Origin of the sequence: Arthrobacter sp. CAN_C5, from assembly GCF_017875735.1 — a bacterium.
Taxonomy (GTDB): Bacteria; Actinomycetota; Actinomycetes; order Actinomycetales; family Micrococcaceae; genus Arthrobacter_D.
Window position 1 is genome coordinate 199,181 of the sequence record NZ_JAGGMZ010000001.1, and the last position, 19,118, is coordinate 218,298.

Here is a 19,118-nt window from a genome sequence, read left to right on the forward strand (position 1 = left end):
CTCATGGCGAGAGATGGGGAGCTCCTCCTGGCGTTAGACACCGGACGCTTCTGGCCCGCCAAGGCGAACGCCGGAGGGAGACTGAGCGAAAACTTGCCCGACGTCTTCAGGCGTACCGGAGCGCTCACCGACCAGCCAAGGGTTCCTAGCGAGCGTTGTCGAACGATAGGGGTGGGTTGGGAACGGTCACTAGTTGGTAGGGCTGGTGTCAGCAGGGTGGTTCTATCCTGAGGTCGTTCTGTACCGCTCGGATTGCTGGACTGCACCAGCAGGCGAAACCAGCACGGCTTTTATCCTGCGGCGAGTCGACGATTCCTGTCAGGGAAGCTGTCCCATCTTTGACCGAAACGGTGATCTCCAGGCAGCCTACGGCTCGTCGGACTGCGCTCAGGACCACACGCTGTGTTGCCGCCGAATCAATGTCACCAGAACTACCAAAGTGGACACTCGGGGTACTGATAGACACTTCGTTCTGACTGGACTGCGGCAGAGTCAACGGCGGCAACAGAATATTTTCCCGCGACGTGAAGGCACCCGGGGGCGTGCCAGATGAACGGTTCTTCATAGTTCCACCATGGAACTTTTCCGACCCTAGAAGCAGGGCCGAAAGTCACTACCGCCGGGAAACTGTGATCAGATCGGCACAGCATTTATCTAGCAGGACCAATTCGTTTCCGTTGGTAGGTATCGGATCGGGCTCCAAGGGAGCCGAGCCGATACGGATCAGGATGGCCGGGATGAGCTAGTGCTCGTCGTAGTGGCCTTCGTGTTCGGCGTGGCGATGTCCGTCGTGGAGGTAGTCGGTGTGGTCACCGTGCTTCACGGCTTCGTGGGAGCAGTCCGCTGAGCCGTGGGTGTGGTCGCTGGGGGTATGCTCAGCAGGCTCGTCGTGTTCGTCGTAGTGGCCGTCGTGTTCGGCGTGGCGGTGGCCGTCGTGGAGGTAGTCGGTGTGGTCACCGTGCTGGATGGTTGCGTGGGAGCAATCCGCTGAGCCGTGGGTGTGATCCTCCAGGGTGTGCTCTGCTTTGATGTCCGTTGTCATGATGGTCTCTCCTTCAATGGGTACTTACGGCGCGATGGACGCCACAAGTTCGTTCTTCGACGGGGCTTCGCCTGTGTGGGCGATGGCGTCATTGATGACGTGGGCAACGTGCTCATCGGTCAGGGCGTAAACAGCATCCCGTCCTGATCTGGTCACTGTCACCAAGTTCATGCTCCTTAGTAGGCGCAGATGCTGCGACACCAGAGGTTGCGACAACCCGGTGGTTTGAACCAGGGAGCTCACGGAGCCTTCCTTGGCGGCGAGAGACGTCAGTATCCGAAGACGTGACGCAGTCCCCAAGGCCTTGAAAAGTTCAGCGACTCTCTCGAGCTGTTCATCATCAGGCATATAGACATATAAACACGTGTGCATGGGTTTGGCAATGTCTATTGCGTGGCTGCGTCGTTTCTGTTCGGGTGAATCAGAGGGCCCGCGTGGCGTCCTGGGGGGCTTTTTGGCGACGGAGACTTGGTGGCAGGGTAAGCCCGGAGGCGGAGACCGCCAGGATTGAGGCGAGTATCAGCGTCGATGCTGGCGCGAGAACTGTCCACGGGGCCCGCTCGACGTAGGCCATTCCTTCGGCCAGGATGAGGCCCCAGTCCGGACTGGGTGGGTTCGCGCCGAGCCCGAGAAAGCCCAGGGCTGCCAGAGCGAGGGCGATACCCGGTAGGCGGAGCATGGCGTGTTGGACGAGGGGTCCGATGATGTGGGGGAAGATGTGCCGGAGGAGTGTTCGGGTGGGGCCTACCCCGAGGATAGGTAGTACAGCGACGAATGGCAGGGTTCTGGCCTGCAGGGTTAGGGCTGAGGTATGTGCTGCTAGTGGCGCCCAGCTGACCAACGCTACTGCTAGAGCTGCGCCGCCGAGAGAAGCTCCGGAGATAGCGGCGACAATAATTCCGGCAATTACCGGCGGTGCGGCATTCGCGATCTCGAGTGGCCCTGTTCCCAGACGGGGCAAGGACCCGATGAGCAACCCGAGGATGAGGGATACCAGCACGACGATGAGGGCGGTCCCGATTGTAGATACGGCGCCCTGGCCAACGCGCGCTAGAAGATCTCGCCCGCTGGCGTCTGCGCCGAAGGGGATTGCCCAGCTCGGCGGTGCCAGGCGTGGATGAGTTGAGGCGAAGGGATCGCGAAAAACACCGGCCACGGTGATGATTGCCAGAAGTAGCGCGGCTGTGAACGGTACGGCGAGATCCCGTCGACGGAAAACGGGGGACACGAAGGCGACGGGGACGACACTGAGCCGACCAGCAGGTCCGAGGAGCGCTCGGCGGATCATTGCCGCTGTGATCCCCGCGGCGATGGCGAGGATGAGGAGTGCGAGGACGCCGGCTTGAAGCACCGGGATGTCCTGGGATGTGGCGGCGCCCAGTGTCGATCGTCCGATCCCGGGAATCGCGAATACTCTTTCAACCGCTACTGCCCCGCCGGTTAGGCCGACGACGACTAATGCAGCCTGGCTGGAGATGGTCGGTAGAGCCCGGCGCAGGAGTCCGACACCAATCTGGCGTCGGGTGAACCCTGCTGTAAGCCACGCCGATACCCACTGTTCCTCTCCGGCTGAGCTGATGGCATCGGCTAGTAATTTCCCCATCAGTCCGCCGGCGGGGAGACCCATGGCGAGGGAGGGCAGGACGGCGTAGTGCAGGCCGAGCCAACCAGAGGGCGGAAACCAACCCAACCAGACCGCGCCAATGACAAGAAATAGGGAGGCTAGAAGGAACTCTGGAAGGGACGTCGCCGTTGTGGCGAGGACCCCAGACCCCCGCCGATGCGCTCCTTTGGAGCTTCGTAGAAGCGACGGCATAGCCAGCAGGCAAGCAATTGTCAGAGCGAGCGCACCGGCGCAGATCATGAGCGTGACGGATACTCCGAGGGCCGAGAGCGTTCCTGGGAGTACCGGAGAGTTCGAGATCCAGGACTGTCCCAGATCACCAGCGAGGACCCCGGAAAACCAGTCAATGAAGACAATCGCCGGGCCCTGGTCGAGGCCCAGTTCGGCTCGGACCATGGCCAACGACTCAGGGGTTGCTTCCAGATCCGCGTAGCGGGCCCGCAACACCGTGTATTCAGGGCGCTGCCCGGACAGCCAGGGCAACATCCCGATTATCAGAACCACGACGAAGAGCGCCCCGGCCCTGGATAGACCGACGAGCAGAGCACCAGTTGGGAAACGTGCCATTATTTTGCCGAAGTTTCCTCGGTGATCAGCGCACGCTCACGGGGATCGCGGACAGCACCTTCGACATTTACCGCCTCGCCCTGAATGACCCGTTCATGCAACATGGGAATAGCGGCGTCGCGGGCCAGGATTTCTGCTTCGGCTGCGATGATGGCGCTTCTGCGTTCTGGTCCGGCTGGAAGTGCTGCAGCTTCGTCCAGAGCTTTATCTACCGCCTGGTCGCAGAACTGGGAGATATTAAAGGACCCTTCGCAGGCGAAGTCGCTATACATGTAGGCAACAGGGTCACCCGAGTCGAGCACAGTGGCCCGAGAAAGAATGAACGCATCGAAGGCACCATCGACGGCGTCGGCTTCGATGTACTGGTACTCGCGGACGTCTTGTTCAACGATGAAGCCGGCGGCTTCGAGCTGCTGCTCCAGTTGCACGGCTACTTCAGGCAGTTCCGCACGATCGGTGAAAGTTCCCAAGCTGATGCGAACCCCGTCCACGGATGCTGCTTCGGGGCGCTGATCGAGGACTGCCTGGTAGTCGTCGTCGCGTTCGTCTGCAGCCCACGGCAGGGCAGGGCCGAGAAGCCCTTCGGCGACGTCGGCCCTGCCTTCGTAGACTCCGGAGACGATCGTCGCCCGATCAATGGCTTCTCTAGCGGCGGCGCGTACGGCGGGATCCGCGAACGGCCCAGAATCGGTGTTCAGGTACAAGGTGTTTGTTCGAGGCATCGGGACTTCATAGACGAGATCCTCATCGATCTGGGCTACCTGGCTGACGGGGATAGCTTCAACCACGTCGGCGGTGCCCGTACGAAGCGCCGCGGCCCGTGCGGTGCCGTCAGGAACGAATTGGACGTCGATGCCGGATGCTGCGGCGGATTCACCCCAGTAGTCCTCGTTCCGGTCCAGGGTGGCACCCGAGGTGCCGTCTACGGCTGTGAGAACGAAGGGGCCGGTTCCAGCGTTGATCGGGTCGACTGCGCCGCCTTCGTAGGCGCTTGCTGCGAGGATCGACAGTTGGGGGCTCGACAGGCGCTGGGGGAGGAGGGGGTCAGCGACGGCGGTGGTCACGGTGGCCGTTGTTTCGTTGTCGGCGACCGCTGTCATGTCGACGCCGTCGAGGATGCGTGGCGTTGGCGACGCTGTGGCAGCCGCGGTGAGCGAGCGGGCTACGTCTTCAGCGGTCAGGGGTGTGCCGTCGTGAAAACTGACTCCTTCCCTGATGGTGAACGTCCACTGCGTGGGAGAGCTTTGCTCCCACGACGTCGCCAATGAGGCCTGTGCTTCTCCGAGATCATCAAGGGAAACGAGGGTCTCGGCGGTGGACCACCGTGAAAGTTTGAAAGCATCATCGCTCAACGGGGTGAGCCCAGAGCGCGGCGGCTGCAGCATCGCTAAAGATACGCGCCCATCCTCGTCATCGGAGGCCGTTGACCCGGAAGGGGCGGAGGAGAAACATCCGGTGAGGGCGAGGCAACTGATCGTTGAGACAGCAATAAAGGACAACGTGCGGGTACGGCGGGAAATCATGGACGAGCTTTCTGATAGTGAATTGGTAGGAAGCGGGGAAGGAAAATGGCGGCAGCAATGGTAAGGAGGATGAGGAACATCCACCCAGCGGAGCTGCCAAGGGTGTCTCGAAAGGTGCCGACGAAGGTGTTGCCGATAAGGACCGCTAGCCCACCGAAGCTGGCGAGGAGGCCGTAAAAGGCGCTCAGAGGTCGGGGACCGGCGAAGCCATGAACTTGTTGCATTCCGGCGGGCACGATGAGCATGTGTCCGAAACTCAGAAGAACGACCATCGCTACCGGGCCAGTAAGCACCGGAATCCCGGGCACTGCGTATATGCCAGTAACCCCGAATACGGCCACCGTGATGAAACCAAGGCCCAGGCAGATAAAGCCAGTCCGTAGCGCTACACCTGGCCCTACTCTGACGGCCAGGGCCGATGCCGGTAGTTGGAAAACAATGGTCAGCACCGAAGCCAAGACGAACAGCAGCGCCAGCGTCCCAGTTCCCGTCCCGTTTTCGTTGAGTTCAAGAGGCAACGCGAAATACAGCTGGTTGTAGGCGAGGAGGTTGACGCTGAAGAACAGACAAAAAAATAAGAAACGTCGATCCCGCAGGCACGCCCATGTTTCACGCGGCTCCGCCTTGGCGGCAGGTGTGTCGTCTTGATCAGCGCTGACCGGTAGTCCTGCCGGTAAAAGCAGCCACAACACAACGCCCACAGCGACAAAAAGACAGGCAGCGGAGACAGCGACGACGGGGAACCCGAAGGGCAAGAGGGCGATCCCGACCAAGGGGCCCGTCACGGCGCCGATTTCGCCGAACAACACAAGCCATGCAAAGAGCGACCTGCGTTGCGGTCCCTCACTCTTCTGGGTCCGGTCGAGTGCGCCCAAGAGCCCTTCGACGGCGGGTGAGAAGAAGGCCCCACCGATACCAGTCAGGACAAGCGCTCAGCAAAAAGGGCCAGAACTCTTCGGATAGAGCCAGACCAAAATATCCCAGGGCTCGGATCAGACAACCAGTGAGGATGCTGCGGCGCGGACCCCAATAGTCGGCAATTATTCCGCCCAAAAGGAACATGCCTTGCTGACTGAATGTTCGAGCACCCAGGACGATCCCGACCGCTGCGGCACCGAGCCCGAGGTCGTCGGTCATGACAAGGGCTAGGAACGGTACGACCGCGTAGAACCCGATATTGAAAATCAGTTGGGTGGGCAGAAGCAATGACACCGAGACCGGGCTTCTCAGGGGCGTGGTATCGATCATCGAGAGAGGGCGCCCCGGCCTACCCGGGCGGCGTTCAGTTCGCGTGTGGCCGGATGCCGCGCGTCGTTAAGAATCTGACCCGTTGGTCCTTCTTCGACGATTCTGCCTTCAGCTAGCACCGCGGTTCGTGTGCAGACAGAGGCAACAGCATCAAGATCATGGGACACCAGCAGCAGCCCCAACCCCTGATCCTTGATCAGCATGTGTAAAACATTAAGGACCTGATTACGCAGTGGGAGATCGAGCCCGCTCACCGGTTCATCCGCAATCAAGATCGCAGGACGGACAACCAGGGCGCGGGCGATCGCGACACGCTGATTTTGTCCACCCGATAATTCGGACGGCCGTCTATTGAAGGTTGCTTCGGGAAGTTCCACCCGACGAAGCGCGTCGCGAATCTGTTCGGAGTGATTCCCCCCCCAATGCTGAGGCAGACCAGCGGCTCCCGCAGTAGTTGCTCAACCGTCATTCGTGGGTCGAGGCTACTTGCAGGATCCTGAGGAACATACTGCACCTCTCGACGGAACCATCGCAACGACGTCAATGACCCCTGGCGGATCATTCGATCCCGCAGGACCACCGAACCTGAGTCCGGCGATTCCATAGCCAAAAGGGTACGCAACAGGGTCGATTTGCCTGATCCGGAACTACCCACCAATCCCACCCCGTGACCACTGGGGACAGTCAAAGACACCCCATGAAGGATCGTCCGGGACACACCGCGACGGAAGGTTCGGCCGGGCCGGGACAGCGACAGATAAATATTGTGGGCTGAAAGGACTGAAGTCATGCGACAGCAGTGCCTCCACGACGCACGGTGCGCTGCGCGGCACCCATGAGATGAGTTACTTCGGGGTGCCTGTCGGCGGCAGCTAAATACTCGAAGGAACCTTCGTCGACTATCGATCCTCCGCTAATGACGATCGCTCGTGAGCACAACGATGCTGCCGCAGCAACGTCGTGAGTGATCAGAAGGACGCCAGCACCTTCACCTATCGCCTTGCGTAACGCTGAAAGAACATGGTGCTGGGATATGACGTCGAGCGCGGTCGTTGGTTCATCTGCGATCAGGAATGAAGAACGGCATGCAAGGGATTGCACAATACACACCCGTTGTCTTTGCCCGCCGGATAGTTCCATGGGAAAAGAACCAAGCACACGATCTGGATTGGCGAAGCCGACGTCCTCCAGCAGTGAGACAGCAAGCGACCCTGCCGCCGACCGCGTTGGGGCACCCCCTGACCGCAGGATTACAGGGATGAGTTGACGGTCAATCCTCACCAAGGGGTGAAGAGCAGTGAGCGAGTCTTGACGGACCGAGGCAATGCCCGGGCGGTGTTTCGTGGCGAGAGAAATGTCGCGTCCGGAAACGTTGAGTTGACCAGAAGTTTGCGAACCACCAGGTAGTGATCCCGTCAGAGCGGCTGCCGTTAGTGACTTGCCTGATCCAGAAGCCCCAAGGAGAGCCACCGCTTCGCCAGCCGCGAGAGACAACGAGACCCAGCTACCAGCGACCGACCGCCTATCCGCACAGATAACCCTTCGAGGGCAAGACTCATCACACTCATCCACCCTTGTCACTAACGATTATCATTCTCAATGAACAGTAGCGATAACAAGATTGGTTCTCAAATTCATGACACCCGTTAGCGCTGGATGAAAAGGGATCCCATCACAGGTCAGAATCGCGATGGTGCAGATTCTGCAACCTGGGACACGGTAGGGACGAGGCGAATGAAACAGTGTGCCCAGCTACTACTGGGTGACGGCCCACCCGGTGGTGTTCACGAGCTGCAAGCCGACATGCTGACCTATCCTGATGCCGGGGTCGCCCGGGACCTCGACCGTGAGCGTTTCTGCGGAACTGCGTGATCCGAGGCTGGCGACGTGGACCAACGTGTGGGCGCCTAGCGACTTGATCCCGGTCACGGTAACCGTTGCTGGTCCGTCCGCCGGTCCGATGATGCGGATGGCTTCCTGTCGGACGGTCAGGAATGCGGGACCGTCCCTGAGTCCTGGCTGCACGGGGAACCGGCCCAGCGCCGAGTGGTGGACACCGTCGGCCAGGTTGCCCGGTACGGCGTTGAGGCCTCCCAGGATTCTGTTGACCGACAACGTCGCAGGTTGATAGTGCAATTGGGCGACGGGCCCGTGTTGCAGGATCCGCCCGCTATCAAGGACCGCGATCGAATCGGCGAGGACTGACGCTTCCCGGCGGTCATGGGTTACCAGCACAATGGTGGGCGCGAGTTCTGCGCGAATATCGTCCATCAACGAATACATTTCGTCTCTTAGCCTGGAATCAAGGGAACTGAACGGTTCATCGAGGAGGAGGATGCGGGGGTTCCTCGCTAGAGCCCGGGCCAGTGCAACGCGCTGTTCCTGCCCGCCGGAAAGCCGCCCTGACGAGCGTTGTGCGAGGTCTGCCAACTTCACCAGTTTCAGGTACGCCATGGCATGGTCCCGGGCCACTTTGCGGGACTGTCCGGCCATTCTCGCGGAGAACGCAACGTTATCGACCACGCTCAGATGAGGGAAAAGCAGCGGCTTCTGGAAAACCAGGGCAACGCCACGCTGCTCAGACGGGATACCATCGAGGTTCTCACCATCAACGACCACCTCCCCGGAGGATGGCTCGTCCAAGCCCGCGGCGATCCTTAGGAGGGTGGATTTTCCGCTGCCGGAGGCGCCAAGTAATGCGACGCAGCGGGATGGTTGAACGGTGAGGGAAATCTGATGCAGTACTTCAGTGTCGCCGTAGGACCGGGAGATGGTGTTGAATTCGAGGCGCGAGCTCATTGTCGTCTTTTCCTTGCCGTGGGCAGGGTGAGTCCTGCGAGCAGGATCAGTGGAGGGATGATGATGGCCACCGAGAGTGCTGCGGTGAGTTGTTCGTTTCCCGTCGTCGATGCGGCTGATCCCAGCAGTAGAGGCAGGGTGCGCAGTTGTCCTCCGCCGATGAGCAAGGTGGTGATGTAGTCGCCCCATCCGACGAGGAAGGCCAGGAAAAAGGCGCGGGCGGCTGCGCTGGCGAGCAGGGGATAGCGGACATGACGGGCGGCCTGCCCGGGGGAGGCTCCCAGTGAGCGGGCGACCTCCTCGAACTGGTGGTCGTAGCTTGCCAGGGCGCTGCGGAACATGAACGCCGTGTAGGGCAACGCCGTCACGACCAGGACCAGGATCACCCCTAGTGTCGGTGATACGTAAAGACGCAGAAGAGCGACGTTCACCCCCATCACCAACGCGAACGGTGGGATAGCTAACGGGACCAACAGAACAAACTCAACGAAGCGGCCTGGTAGGGAAGGTAGGGCGCGGACGGCGAGTACTCCCACGTAACCCAAGGGGGTTGCGATCACCGCGACTCCCAGCCCGAGTGAAAGCGAGGACACGGCGGCCCTGGCAGTGTCTGCGGTGGCGAGGTCGGCGAACCCTTGCAACGAGTACGACGACGGCAGGACGGCCGGGGCGCGCCACTGACCGGCGATCGACCACAAAAGTACTGGCACCATTGGCGCCGCGATCCAGGCCACGAGCAAGCAACCCAGGACCACCCGCAGGGGGAGACCCCCGGGGAGAGTCCGGCGCATCGACGTTGACGCTGGCTGCAGAACGGGAATCATCGCAGGCTCCGATGACGGCGCAGGACCAGAACCGCCGTAATGATGACGACTACGCTCACGGCCACAGATACCAGGGCGGTCACCATTGCCTGCGGACGGGCAGCGAGATCGACGGAGGTGAACAGCCTCACGGCTCGGACCGGAAGCGGTTCGGGGGAGGTGGGACCGAGCAGCCAGGCGGCTTCATAGGAGCCGAGGGTGTATACAAAGACGATGGCGGCGGAGACCGCCAGCGATGGCACCGCCAGAGGCAGGACCACCCGAACGATACGCTGGCCCGCGGACGCGCCGAGGGTTGCTGCCGCGTCGCACAGATCTCCGACGGAGCGTGAAATGCTGCCGAGGACGACCAGGGCGACGAATGCGGACTCTTTCCACGCGTACTCGGCGATGACGGCCACGAACCACGGACCGGAAACCAGTGCGGGGAACGCGTCGGGCATCCCGAGGAGTCGTTCCAGGAATCCGCTGTCAGAGAGCAGCAACCCGATGGCCCCTGCCCCGATCACGTGCGGAATAGGAATCGTTGCGGCACTCAAGGTCTCAACTATCCGACCCATTCGGTGCATGGCGAGCACATAGGCGGCAAGCATAAAGCCCACCACCAGGGAAAGCACCGTGGAAACTGCGGCAATGTAAACCGAGGTGACACTCGAACGGATGAGCTCCCCAGTTTCGCTGGTCCAGGCGTCCGCGCTGAGCTGGGGTGGACCGATAAATGGCATCAGTCCAACACTTTGCAGCCCTGCGGCGGTCAGCGATACCCCAACAACCGCGACGATCGGGACCACTGCCAGCAGGGCAAGGAGGGCGGCGCGACCGGTGGTCGACGCCCGCCGACCGGTCATGGGGCCGAAGCGACGTCTTGCCGCCACGCCTCATTCAAAGCCGGCACCCATTCTGAACCCAATTCGCCGTGGGCATTGCGTGAGAGTTCTTCATAGTCCGGGACGATCGGCGACTCTGGTAGCTGGGCGAAAAGGTTCTGTTGGGTAGGGGTGAGGAGATCCGTGTCGAGGACGGTGAACTGCCCCCACGTCCCCGGATCTGCCTTCGCGGCTTGCTGCTCAGGGGATAGTGCGATGTTGGCGACCACCATGGCCCCCGCAGCATCTGCGGCGTTTACCGGTAACGCGAGGAAGCTCGCATTGCCGACCGTGCCCTCTTCCAAGGTCAGGACCTTGGTTGACGGCGGTAGTGCACCTGATCCGACCAGATCGGTCAGGGTGGCAGGGCCGTAGGTCATCGCGATGTCCACTTCACCGTCGGCGAAGAGGGTATTCAGAGCCTGTTCGTCCCGCGGATAGGTGGCACCTTCCCTCCAGAGCGATGGTTCAAGCTCCTCAAGCGTTTGAAGAGCCGCGGGCGCGTACTCGGAAAACGCTTCGTCGGAGTAGGGGAGCGGCACCTGATCGGCGCCGCCAGCGGTGCTGAGCATGACCTCGCGGAGGAAGACGCTGCCGGTGAAGTCCGGGGGCCCCGGGTAAGTGAACCTGCCCGGATTGGCCCGGGCCCACTCAAGGATGCCTTCAAGTGAGGTGGGTGGGTCGGTGATGGCATCCGAATTGTAGAAGAACGTGAACTGGGCTTTATGCCAGGGAGCTTCGCAGCCGTCAACCGGGGTGCCGAAGTCGTTGAGCAGCAAGGGATCGTCCTGGTCGGTGTACCGCATGTTTGGGAGCAAGTCAGTCCAGCCGCATTGCCAGGCCTGCGCCTGTTTGCCGGTACTGAAGGTGGAACCGTTGGCCCAGATCAGGTCCACCGACCCGTCGCTCCGGCCGGCCTGGAGCTCGCTCAATACCCGGTTCAGGGCATCGGGGGTGTCCGCGATAGGAACTCGGCGAAGCGTGACGCCCTGATCCTGTGCGGCGGGCGCAAGAACGTCATCGACATAGGCGTTACCTTTCGCGTCGCCGCCGAACATCCACAGGTCGACAGTCTGCCCAGCTGCCGCGGCGAGAACCTCGTCGAAGGTACCAAAATTCTCGGCGGGCTCAACGCTTGCACCTGAACAACCTGTCAGCACCAGTGCGAGGGCCGCAGCAGCAGGCAGCAGAAAACGCCGACGTTCCGGGCTGAAAGAGGGGTACACAGGAGATCCTTCGACGGTCGGGGCTGTAGCTTCAAGTATCCTCGATAGCGGGCCGACGCCCGAACCGGCAGCTGAGCAGCGGATTGCGGAAAACTATGCGGCGAGAACATGTGCACGGCCACCCCCGGCCTGTAGCACCGATCCGCAGACTCGTGATCTTGTTTGCCGTCATTATGGGGGCAACCATCGTTGTCCTCTTCGTACCCATCCCGCCCGTGGACGACATGCGCGACCTGGTAGAGCGCGCCGGCTGGTGGGGGCCGGTGGGATTCATGGCCGGGTACGCCGCCCTGACCCTCGCGCCGCTTCCCAAGAACATCCTCTCCGTCGCGGCCGGCATATTGTTCGGTTTCGGGCCAGGATTGGTGATCGTCTACTGTGCCGCAATGATCGGAGCGTCCGCCGCATTCTGGCTGGGGCGCGCGCTGGGCAGGGACGCGGTCGAAAAATTCACCGGCACCCGAGTCGCCAAAGTCGATGCACTTCTCAGTAAGCGGGGCTTCGCGGCGGTCATCGGGGTCCGGCTGATCCCGGTGCTGCCGTTCACCGCGATCAACTACTCTGCGGGACTGACAGCGCTCGGATGGTGGCCCTACTTCCTCGGAACGATGATCGGCATTTTCCCCGGTACGGTGAGCTTCCTGGCTCTAGGCGCGTTTGGTCTCGAACTGGGTTGGCCAGCCCAACTGGCACTGGCGGTGCTGGGAGGGCTGACCCTCACCGGAGTCATTCTCGCCGTCCGGGCCCGGCAAAAAGCGAGGAGCACAGATGTTTGATACCCGACTACGGCCGCTCCTGGCGCCCCTGTTGAACCGGGCGGCAGCAGCCCTGGATGTCCCATGGATCAGCCCGAACCGGTTGACCGGATTGAACCTTCTGCTGGGATTGGCATCCGCGGGATTCGCGGCAGCCCAGTGGTGGTTGCCAGCCCTCGTAGCTTGGGTGCTGTGCCGGCTCGCGGATGGCCTGGATGGACCGCTAGCCCGACGACGCGCCGCACAGCCAGGATCGAACCACGACGCCGGGCAGGGCGGGTTCTGGGATATCTCCGCCGATTTCGTCGTGTACGGCGCGACAGTCATCGGCGTGGCAGTTGGGGTAACAGCAGGGTTCGGTGCACCCTGGCTGCCGTTCCTTTTGGTGCTCTTCGCCTACTACATTAACGGCAGCGTGTTTCTGGCGTTCTCGTCCATCGCGGAAAAGAATGGCCGACAGATCGACGACGGCCGGTCACTGTCCTTCCTCGGCGGGCTCGCAGAAGGGGCGGAGACCGTCCTGGTCCACGGTCTATGGCTGCTCTTCCCTGCCGCCGCCTGGCAGATAGCCTCGGTGTGGGCTGGCCTAGTGATGATCAGCGCCGCACAACGAATTGTCGCCGGCTACCGAACCCTTGCCTGAGGCAGACCCCAAAAATACCGTTGTTACTGAGCGTTCCTTTGACGTTTCAAACCGTCCGCCCGCCACCGGTTGAAACCAGCAAGGGCTTTGACAGCGACCCTCGCAGCCGGTGATTCCAGTCCAGACCTTGCATGGGCTACCGCCGCATTCCACAGGGCATCGTTGTAGGTCGGATAAGGGTGCGTGACACCCGCGATGGCACGGGTGCTGAGCCCTTGATCCACGGCGAGGGTGAGCTCTGCCAGGGACTCTCCGGCCCTCGGGCCGACGATCGTTCCGCCCAGGATACGCCCGCCCTTGCCGATGATGATCCGTGTGAACCCGTCGGTCTGGTTTTCGGTGATCGCACGGTCGGTGTGAGCGTGCTGGATGGTTGATGTTGTCTGCGTTTTCGTTCCGGCCTCGGTGACGCCGACGGCGGCGACTTCAGGTGAGGTGAAGGTGACCCGTGGGATGACTTTACTGACTTTCCGGCGGAGTCCGAGGATGGCGTTGGAGGCGGCGGTGCTGGCGTGCACCCCGGCGAGGTGGGTGAACTCGGGGTGCGCGGTGACATCGCCGGCAGCCCAGATAGTCGGGTTTGATGAGCGCATTGCTTCGTCGACCACCACCTGGCCGGCTTCATCGCAATTCACTCCGACCAGGTCAAGGCCCAGACTCGTAGTCCTGGCCCTCCTGCCAGCGGCGGCGAGGATGACGTCCGCAAGGAATTCTTGGCCGTCGCCGGTATGGACCACGGAGACGACGCCGGTGCCGTCGTCGCTGACCCGTTCCACGGCGGCGTGCTCGATGACCTGCACGCCGTCGGAACGCAGACTGTCGCGGACCAGGGCCGCTGCATCGCGGTCTTCCTTCGGCAGGATCTCCGAGCGTGCCAGGATCACCACCTGCGAGCCGAGCCGGGCGAACGCCTGTCCCAGCTCACACGCAATCGGGCCACCTCCGATCACGACCAGTCGCTCCGGAAGGGTTTCCAGGTCCCAGATGGTCTCCGACGTGACGACCCGTGGTGCGTCATCTAGCCCAGGAATGGGGGGGATTGTTGGCGCACTGCCGGTGGCGATGAGCGCCTGCCGAAAACGTAAAGTCGTGCCGTGAACCTCGGCTTCACCCGGACCGGTGAAGCGCGCCGTGCCCGACATGACCGTGATCCCCGCCGTTTCGAGGGCTGCCGGGGAATCTTCCGGTTCGATCGCAGCGATGGCACTCGTCACACGTTGGCGGACTGCAGCGAAATCAGTGCTGCTGCCGGAATGGGACCGCTCCGCCGCTGAGTGTCCGGCCGATAGGAGCGTTTTGGACGGCACGCAACCGGTCCAAAGACAATCCCCACCAGTGCGGGCATACTCCACCAACACGGTGCGGGCACCCAGACGAGCAGCCGTTTTCGCCCCCACAATGCCTGCAGTTCCGCCCCCGATAACCAACAGGTCCACTATTTCGGTGGTGTCTTTCACAAGGCTGCCCTCTCACTATGTCGGCCGGGTTCTCCCTTAGCCTAGGCTGTTCTCACCACCATCTCCGCAGGTCCGCGGAACCACGACTTGCCATGGAGTGATCCCGATCGCCGGAAAATACAGCACCTTCGCACAATTTTATGATGTGATGTCCGGCGAATACCCGGTCTATCGGGCCGGCCGTGAAATCGGCATCCAAAAGCTCCGCCAACCCTCCGGAGCCCAGGTGCTCGACGTCGGGTGCGGTACCGGGCTGAACTTCAGTCTCCTCCAGCGCCAGATCACCCCGGATGGCATCATTGTCGGAATCGACCGCAGCCCAGAGATGCTGGAACAAGCTCGCCGGCGGGCAGAACGCAACGGTTGGACCAACGTCATTCTCATCCAGGCCGATGCAACCGAGCTTTCGCCCACCGACATCGGATCCAGGATCACAACCCAGGGTGGCCGGTCACAATCCGACGCCGTCCTGGCCACCTATGCACTGTCCCTCATGAAGGACTGGGAAACCGCGTGGGCCAACATAGTCTCCCTCGCTGCACCTGGGGCATCCCTCTGTGTGGTGGACATGCAAAAACCAGTCGGTCTCGCTACTGCCCTGACGCCGTTGGCCAGAGCGGCGTGCTGGCTCGGCGGATCCGACATTGACGCGCACCCCTGGACTGCCGTGGAGCGCGACTGCGTCGACGTCATTGCGGCCTCCACCCGCGGCGGACACCTGCAGATTCGTTCTGGAACGCGCACCACAGATACCTAACCTCCATCCGCCGAAGCATATGTTCATGGCACGTCGGAAGTGACGAACCGCCGCTCAGGCCCGAGTAGGCCCATCAAATGTTGTAGCGGTGGTGCCTCTTCGGACTTCTCGGACGGCGGTGACGCCAAAGCGGGGCGCTGTCCGCGAGTGAGATCACTTGCCAGGTGATGGGTCCGCGTTTCGCGTGCGTCAGTGCTTTCTTGTGTAGTACTCGAGCGCTGGGTTGCTGGGTGTGCTGAGGTTTAGGCCTTGGGCGAAGTTTGCGAGTAGGTCCCGTGTGGTCCAGTTGCGCAAAGGGACCCGTTCGATGGAGGGCGTTGCTTGCCTGCCCACGGCTGCGAACCCGGCGATGAGAGTTGCGAGGACGATGATGATGAATAGCACGATGTTCTCCTTTTAGTGGTGGTTGAGTGGCCGGTGATCGGAATGGTGATTGAACAGCCAATGATGTGGGCCATGGTGGGTTGGACGCCTCATTGCTCTGGTTGCATATTGTGTGTCTAGGAAGCCAGGTAACGCCCTGATCGGTGGTTCAGCGCCAGGATGAGGTTCATGAGTGTTGCCCCTAGCGCGGAGAGAGCGACCATCAGGGGTGGGACGAACGCGAGTGCGGCAAGCACGATCGCGACGTCGAGTCCCATCTGCACGTAGCCGGCCCGCCAGTTCAAACGTTCCTGGAAGATCAGTGCCATAATGTTGAATCCTCCGAGGCTGGCTTTGTGGCGGAACAGGATCAGCAGTCCGATGCTGGCCAATAGGTTCCCGCCCAGGACGCCGTAGAGCGGCGCGATAGTGATGTCTCCGATGACTGCGGAGTGGACAGGGGTAAGTGTCGACACCACCACGACGGCGCCGATCGTGCGGAGGGTGAAGTCCCACCCTTTCTTCCAGGCTGCCAGGGCGAAGAACGGAGTGTTCACTACGAGGAAGATGACACCGAAGGGTAGGTGCACGGCGTAGCTAATCAGCAGGGCGAGTCCGGCGGTACCTCCGGTGACGGCCTCGCACGATTTTAGGAGGAACAGACCCAGGGATGCCGCGAAGCATCCGGTGATGATCCCTAGAACGTCTTCGATGGGTGAGTGACGCAGGACCGGTGCCGGCTGACTCGATGCTGCGTCGGTCACGGTGATTCCTGCTCCCATTGGGTCGGTCATTGGTCCCCGAACTTCCCGCGCTCGGTCAATACTGCAAGCACTCGCTCGTTGGTGTCGCGGTCGGCCAGTGAGATGCGGACGCCGTCGTCCTTATAACCACGGGCGAGGATGTCAGCGTCCGCCAGGGCGGAGAGGATTTGTTCACGGACGTCGTCACCGCATCGGAGCCAGAAAAAGTTCGCCTGGCTGTCGGGCACGTCCCAGCCGGCATTGTGCAGGGCCGTGATCATCCGTTGGCGCTCGACCCGGACGTCGATGGCCCGGGTACGCATCTCCTGGTGCGCGGCCAGCGATGCCACGGCCGCACTTTGAGCCATCCGGTTCACACCGAAGGGAATCGCGGTCCTGCGTAACCCTTCCGCCAGCGGTGCCCGGGCTATCGCGTATCCGACCCGGAGCCCGGCCAACCCGTAGGCCTTCGAGAACGTCTTCAGGACGCAGATGTTCGGATAACGGTGGTAGAGATCGAGGGCGTCCACTTCACCAATCTCGTCCTGAAACTCCACGTAGGCCTCATCCACCACTACCAGGACGTGCGGTGGCACTTTGCTGAGGAAGTCCTCCGTGCGTGCTGCCCCGAGTGAGACACCGGTCGGGTTGTTGGGTGAGCAAAGGATGATGACCCGGGTCCTGTCGGTCACCGCTGCGGCCATGGCATCAAGGTCGTGGTGCTCATCGGGGAGCAGCGGCACCCGGGCAGCTTTCGCGCCCGCTACCGCGGCGAGGATCGGATAAGCCTCGAAGGACCTCCACGCGAAGATCACCTCATCATCCTGGTCACAGACCGCGGAGAGGATCTGCTGCAACACCCCGGAACTTCCTGGTCCGACAGCAACTTCATCGGAGGAGACCTCCAAATGAGCTGCGATGGCCTCCCTCAGGTCCACTGACGCCATGTTCGGGTAGCGATGGATTCGCCCTGCTTCAGCCGCGATGACCTCGATCACCGACGGCAAGGGGGCGAAGTGGCTTTCATTCGATGCCAGCGCAGCCGTCAGCGCGGTCTGGGCGCTGCGCCCAGCAACATAGGGAGGAAGATCAGCGACGACGGAACGCAAGCGGGGCGCGTCGGGAAGACTGCAGGTACTGGTCATGCAACGATCTTCAGCCACACGTTTCCTTCTGCGCAACACAGCCAAAAACTGGAGGACAGATCCCGGTCATTTGAGTCACAAGGGTGACAAGATGCTTAGTATGCACCTGATCGATACCCTTGATGCCAGAATTCTCCTCGCGCTGGATCATGACACGCAGGCCACCGTCCTAGCCCTGTCCCGAGAACTGGGTGTCGCACGGAACACGGTCCACGCCAGACTCCGCAGACTCCTTACCGGCGGAAGCTTGGGCCCATTCAGCCAGCGTGTGAGGACCGAGGCACTCGGATTACCCTTGATCGCCTTCATCTCAGTAGCGATCAGCCAGTCATCCAGCCAGGAAGCAATGGAGCACGTACGCAGGATCCCCGAAATCATCGAGATGCACGCCACCACCGGTGACGCCGACCTGCACGCGAAGGTCGCAGCAAGGGACCCCGCCGACCTTCACCGGATCACCAACCAAATCCTGAGCATCGAAGGAGTCGTACGGACAAGCACAGCAATGTCCCTGGTGGAAGTCATGCCCACCAGAACCGGACCCCTCCTCGAGTCGGCAGCACACCGCGACCACGCTGATCAGACATAGGGGTGATTACCTCTCGCTTGGCAGGGGAGCTTGCTGTGGGTAGGGCTCGGCTCTGGGCGAGATGATCGTCTATGTCCTCGAGGTCGCGTATGGCTGCGCTGAGGAGTCGCTGCGTGTCACGGGATAGGTGTGTTGAAGGCTTTCATGTGGGTTCGCCATTCTCCAGGCAGGCCCGGAGGTGTTTGAGTCCTTCTCGGATTCTGGTTTTGATAGTCGGTAAGGGAATGGATAAGTATTCGGCGACTTCACGGTAGGTCAGCCCGTTGTAGTAAGCGAGACTGATTGCTTCTTGCTGGATGGGGGAGAGGCTCTTCAGGCAGGTGATCACGGATTGGGTTTCGGCCCTGGTAGTGACGGTTTCGGCTACGACGTCGTAGTCCGGGGTGTGGTTTGCGATACCCCAGCGTGTTTGTCGGTTGATGGTGGCTTGTTCTGAGCGGACTTTATCCACGGCTTTGCGGTGGGTGATGGTCAGTAGCCATGCCAGGGGAGTGCCAAGGGTGGGGTCATATTTGTGGGCGTCCTGCCAGACGATCACAAAGATTTCCTGCGTAGCGTCGTGGGCTATTTCAGCGTCGACGATGACTCGGCGGGCAAGACTATAGACCCGGCGCGAAGTGAGGTGGTAGAACGTGGTGAACGCGTCCTGGTCTCCCTGGCCCGCAAGGCGGAGAAGGCCAGCAAGAGTTTGGCTATCCGTTGTTGGGGTCACGGTAGCGGTACCAGCGTCTAAGGTCCGGTGATGTTGACGTATCCGCTGTGTCTGTTCATGACGGTTCCCCTTGCGGTAGCTCGCCGTGCGGTCAGACGGGACTTTAAGTGAACACTCAAAGGGGAACGGTAACCGAGGCCGCCCTCTGCGATAAAAGATACCCCATGGTGTGTGGGTAGCCCGCAAAGCCGGATGGCGGCACAGCGAGACGAGCAGATATTGAAAGACCTCGTCT

The 19,118-nt window shown here is 61.6% G+C and carries 22 protein-coding genes; 4 read left to right on the plus strand and 18 right to left on the minus strand.

Annotated features, from left to right (window positions below; translation table 11 throughout):
• Window positions 1-208 precede the first annotated feature (208 nt).
• The 14 genes from H4V95_RS18850 to H4V95_RS01070 form a co-directional block, all read right to left on the minus strand.
• Window positions 209-565: a BON domain-containing protein gene (locus H4V95_RS18850; RefSeq protein ID WP_209728241.1), complete on the minus strand. Its 357-nt coding sequence runs from the start codon at window positions 563-565 to the stop codon at window positions 209-211.
• Between the two features lie 177 nt (window positions 566-742).
• Entirely contained in the window at window positions 743-1,042 is a 300-nt protein-coding gene (locus tag H4V95_RS01015) for a hypothetical protein (RefSeq protein ID WP_209728244.1), read from the minus strand.
• A 24-nt stretch (window positions 1,043-1,066) separates the two neighbouring features.
• Window positions 1,067-1,414 carry a metalloregulator ArsR/SmtB family transcription factor gene (locus H4V95_RS01020; RefSeq protein WP_312883897.1) on the minus strand — a complete coding sequence of 116 codons (348 nt, stop codon included), beginning with the start codon at window positions 1,412-1,414 and terminating at the stop codon, window positions 1,067-1,069.
• Window positions 1,415-1,463: 49 nt separating this feature from the next.
• Window positions 1,464-3,233, minus strand: a complete 1,770-nt coding sequence (locus tag H4V95_RS01025; RefSeq protein ID WP_209728249.1) for an ABC transporter permease subunit — start codon at window positions 3,231-3,233, stop codon at window positions 1,464-1,466.
• A complete protein-coding gene (locus H4V95_RS01030; protein WP_209728251.1) occupies window positions 3,233-4,756 on the minus strand; it encodes an ABC transporter substrate-binding protein in 1,524 nt (507 codons plus the stop codon). The genes H4V95_RS01025 and H4V95_RS01030 overlap by 1 nt, the downstream gene beginning before the upstream one ends.
• Window positions 4,753-5,631 carry an MFS transporter gene (locus H4V95_RS01035; protein WP_245345514.1) on the minus strand — a complete coding sequence of 293 codons (879 nt, stop codon included), beginning with the start codon at window positions 5,629-5,631 and terminating at the stop codon, window positions 4,753-4,755. The genes H4V95_RS01030 and H4V95_RS01035 overlap by 4 nt, the downstream gene beginning before the upstream one ends.
• Window positions 5,600-6,004 carry an MFS transporter gene (locus H4V95_RS18855; protein WP_209728254.1) on the minus strand — a complete coding sequence of 135 codons (405 nt, stop codon included), beginning with the start codon at window positions 6,002-6,004 and terminating at the stop codon, window positions 5,600-5,602. Before H4V95_RS18855 ends, H4V95_RS01035 begins: the two co-directional genes overlap by 32 nt.
• Window positions 6,001-6,381 carry an ATP-binding cassette domain-containing protein gene (locus H4V95_RS18550; protein WP_312883899.1) on the minus strand — a complete coding sequence of 127 codons (381 nt, stop codon included), beginning with the start codon at window positions 6,379-6,381 and terminating at the stop codon, window positions 6,001-6,003. Before H4V95_RS18550 ends, H4V95_RS18855 begins: the two co-directional genes overlap by 4 nt.
• Window positions 6,273-6,794 (minus strand): ATP-binding cassette domain-containing protein, encoded by a 522-nt coding sequence (locus H4V95_RS18715; RefSeq protein WP_312883900.1) that lies wholly within the window; start codon window positions 6,792-6,794, stop codon window positions 6,273-6,275. Before H4V95_RS18715 ends, H4V95_RS18550 begins: the two co-directional genes overlap by 109 nt.
• Entirely contained in the window at window positions 6,791-7,585 is a 795-nt protein-coding gene (locus H4V95_RS18560) for an ATP-binding cassette domain-containing protein (RefSeq protein ID WP_312883901.1), read from the minus strand. The genes H4V95_RS18715 and H4V95_RS18560 overlap by 4 nt, the downstream gene beginning before the upstream one ends.
• A 174-nt stretch (window positions 7,586-7,759) precedes the next feature.
• Window positions 7,760-8,803: an ABC transporter ATP-binding protein gene (locus tag H4V95_RS01055; RefSeq protein ID WP_209728256.1), complete on the minus strand. Its 1,044-nt coding sequence runs from the start codon at window positions 8,801-8,803 to the stop codon at window positions 7,760-7,762.
• Window positions 8,800-9,627, minus strand: coding sequence for an ABC transporter permease (locus H4V95_RS01060; RefSeq protein WP_196868109.1), 828 nt, complete (start codon window positions 9,625-9,627; stop codon window positions 8,800-8,802). The genes H4V95_RS01055 and H4V95_RS01060 overlap by 4 nt, the downstream gene beginning before the upstream one ends.
• The gene (locus tag H4V95_RS01065; protein ID WP_312883902.1) at window positions 9,624-10,502 is read right to left on the minus strand and encodes an ABC transporter permease subunit; all 879 of its coding nucleotides are present in this window, start codon (window positions 10,500-10,502) and stop codon (window positions 9,624-9,626) included. The genes H4V95_RS01060 and H4V95_RS01065 overlap by 4 nt, the downstream gene beginning before the upstream one ends.
• The gene (locus tag H4V95_RS01070) at window positions 10,472-11,719 is read right to left on the minus strand and encodes an ABC transporter substrate-binding protein (protein ID WP_209728258.1); all 1,248 of its coding nucleotides are present in this window, start codon (window positions 11,717-11,719) and stop codon (window positions 10,472-10,474) included. The genes H4V95_RS01065 and H4V95_RS01070 overlap by 31 nt, the downstream gene beginning before the upstream one ends.
• Window positions 11,720-11,877: 158 nt before the next feature.
• Between H4V95_RS01070 and H4V95_RS01075 the strand changes: the two genes are divergently transcribed.
• Window positions 11,878-12,495 (plus strand): TVP38/TMEM64 family protein, encoded by a 618-nt coding sequence (locus H4V95_RS01075; protein ID WP_196868106.1) that lies wholly within the window; start codon window positions 11,878-11,880, stop codon window positions 12,493-12,495.
• Window positions 12,488-13,117 (plus strand): CDP-alcohol phosphatidyltransferase family protein, encoded by a 630-nt coding sequence (locus H4V95_RS01080; protein WP_196868105.1) that lies wholly within the window; start codon window positions 12,488-12,490, stop codon window positions 13,115-13,117. The genes H4V95_RS01075 and H4V95_RS01080 overlap by 8 nt, the downstream gene beginning before the upstream one ends.
• Before the next feature lie 23 nt (window positions 13,118-13,140).
• Here H4V95_RS01080 and H4V95_RS01085 read toward each other — a convergent pair whose 3' ends face one another.
• Window positions 13,141-14,574, minus strand: a complete 1,434-nt coding sequence (locus H4V95_RS01085; RefSeq protein ID WP_209728260.1) for an FAD-dependent oxidoreductase — start codon at window positions 14,572-14,574, stop codon at window positions 13,141-13,143.
• 97 nt (window positions 14,575-14,671) lie between these two features.
• Between H4V95_RS01085 and H4V95_RS01090 the strand changes: the two genes are divergently transcribed.
• Window positions 14,672-15,331, plus strand: coding sequence for a class I SAM-dependent methyltransferase (locus H4V95_RS01090; RefSeq protein WP_312883903.1), 660 nt, complete (start codon window positions 14,672-14,674; stop codon window positions 15,329-15,331).
• A 500-nt stretch (window positions 15,332-15,831) separates the two neighbouring features.
• On the opposite strand, the gene H4V95_RS01095 is transcribed toward H4V95_RS01090, so the two are convergent.
• Both H4V95_RS01095 and hisC read right to left on the minus strand, forming a co-directional pair.
• Window positions 15,832-16,476 (minus strand): YitT family protein, encoded by a 645-nt coding sequence (locus H4V95_RS01095; protein WP_245345804.1) that lies wholly within the window; start codon window positions 16,474-16,476, stop codon window positions 15,832-15,834.
• An 8-nt stretch (window positions 16,477-16,484) separates the two neighbouring features.
• Window positions 16,485-17,582 carry a histidinol-phosphate transaminase gene (gene hisC / locus H4V95_RS01100; RefSeq protein WP_209728266.1) on the minus strand — a complete coding sequence of 366 codons (1,098 nt, stop codon included), beginning with the start codon at window positions 17,580-17,582 and terminating at the stop codon, window positions 16,485-16,487.
• A 91-nt stretch (window positions 17,583-17,673) separates the two neighbouring features.
• Here hisC and H4V95_RS01105 point away from each other — a divergent pair, with 91 nt between their 5' ends.
• Window positions 17,674-18,171: an Lrp/AsnC family transcriptional regulator gene (locus tag H4V95_RS01105; protein WP_209728268.1), complete on the plus strand. Its 498-nt coding sequence runs from the start codon at window positions 17,674-17,676 to the stop codon at window positions 18,169-18,171.
• Window positions 18,172-18,313: 142 nt separating this feature from the next.
• Here the strand turns inward: H4V95_RS01105 and sigK are convergent, their stop codons facing one another.
• Window positions 18,314-18,883, minus strand: a complete 570-nt coding sequence (sigK, locus tag H4V95_RS01110; RefSeq protein WP_209728271.1) for an ECF RNA polymerase sigma factor SigK — start codon at window positions 18,881-18,883, stop codon at window positions 18,314-18,316.
• Between the last annotated feature and the right edge of the window lie 235 nt (window positions 18,884-19,118).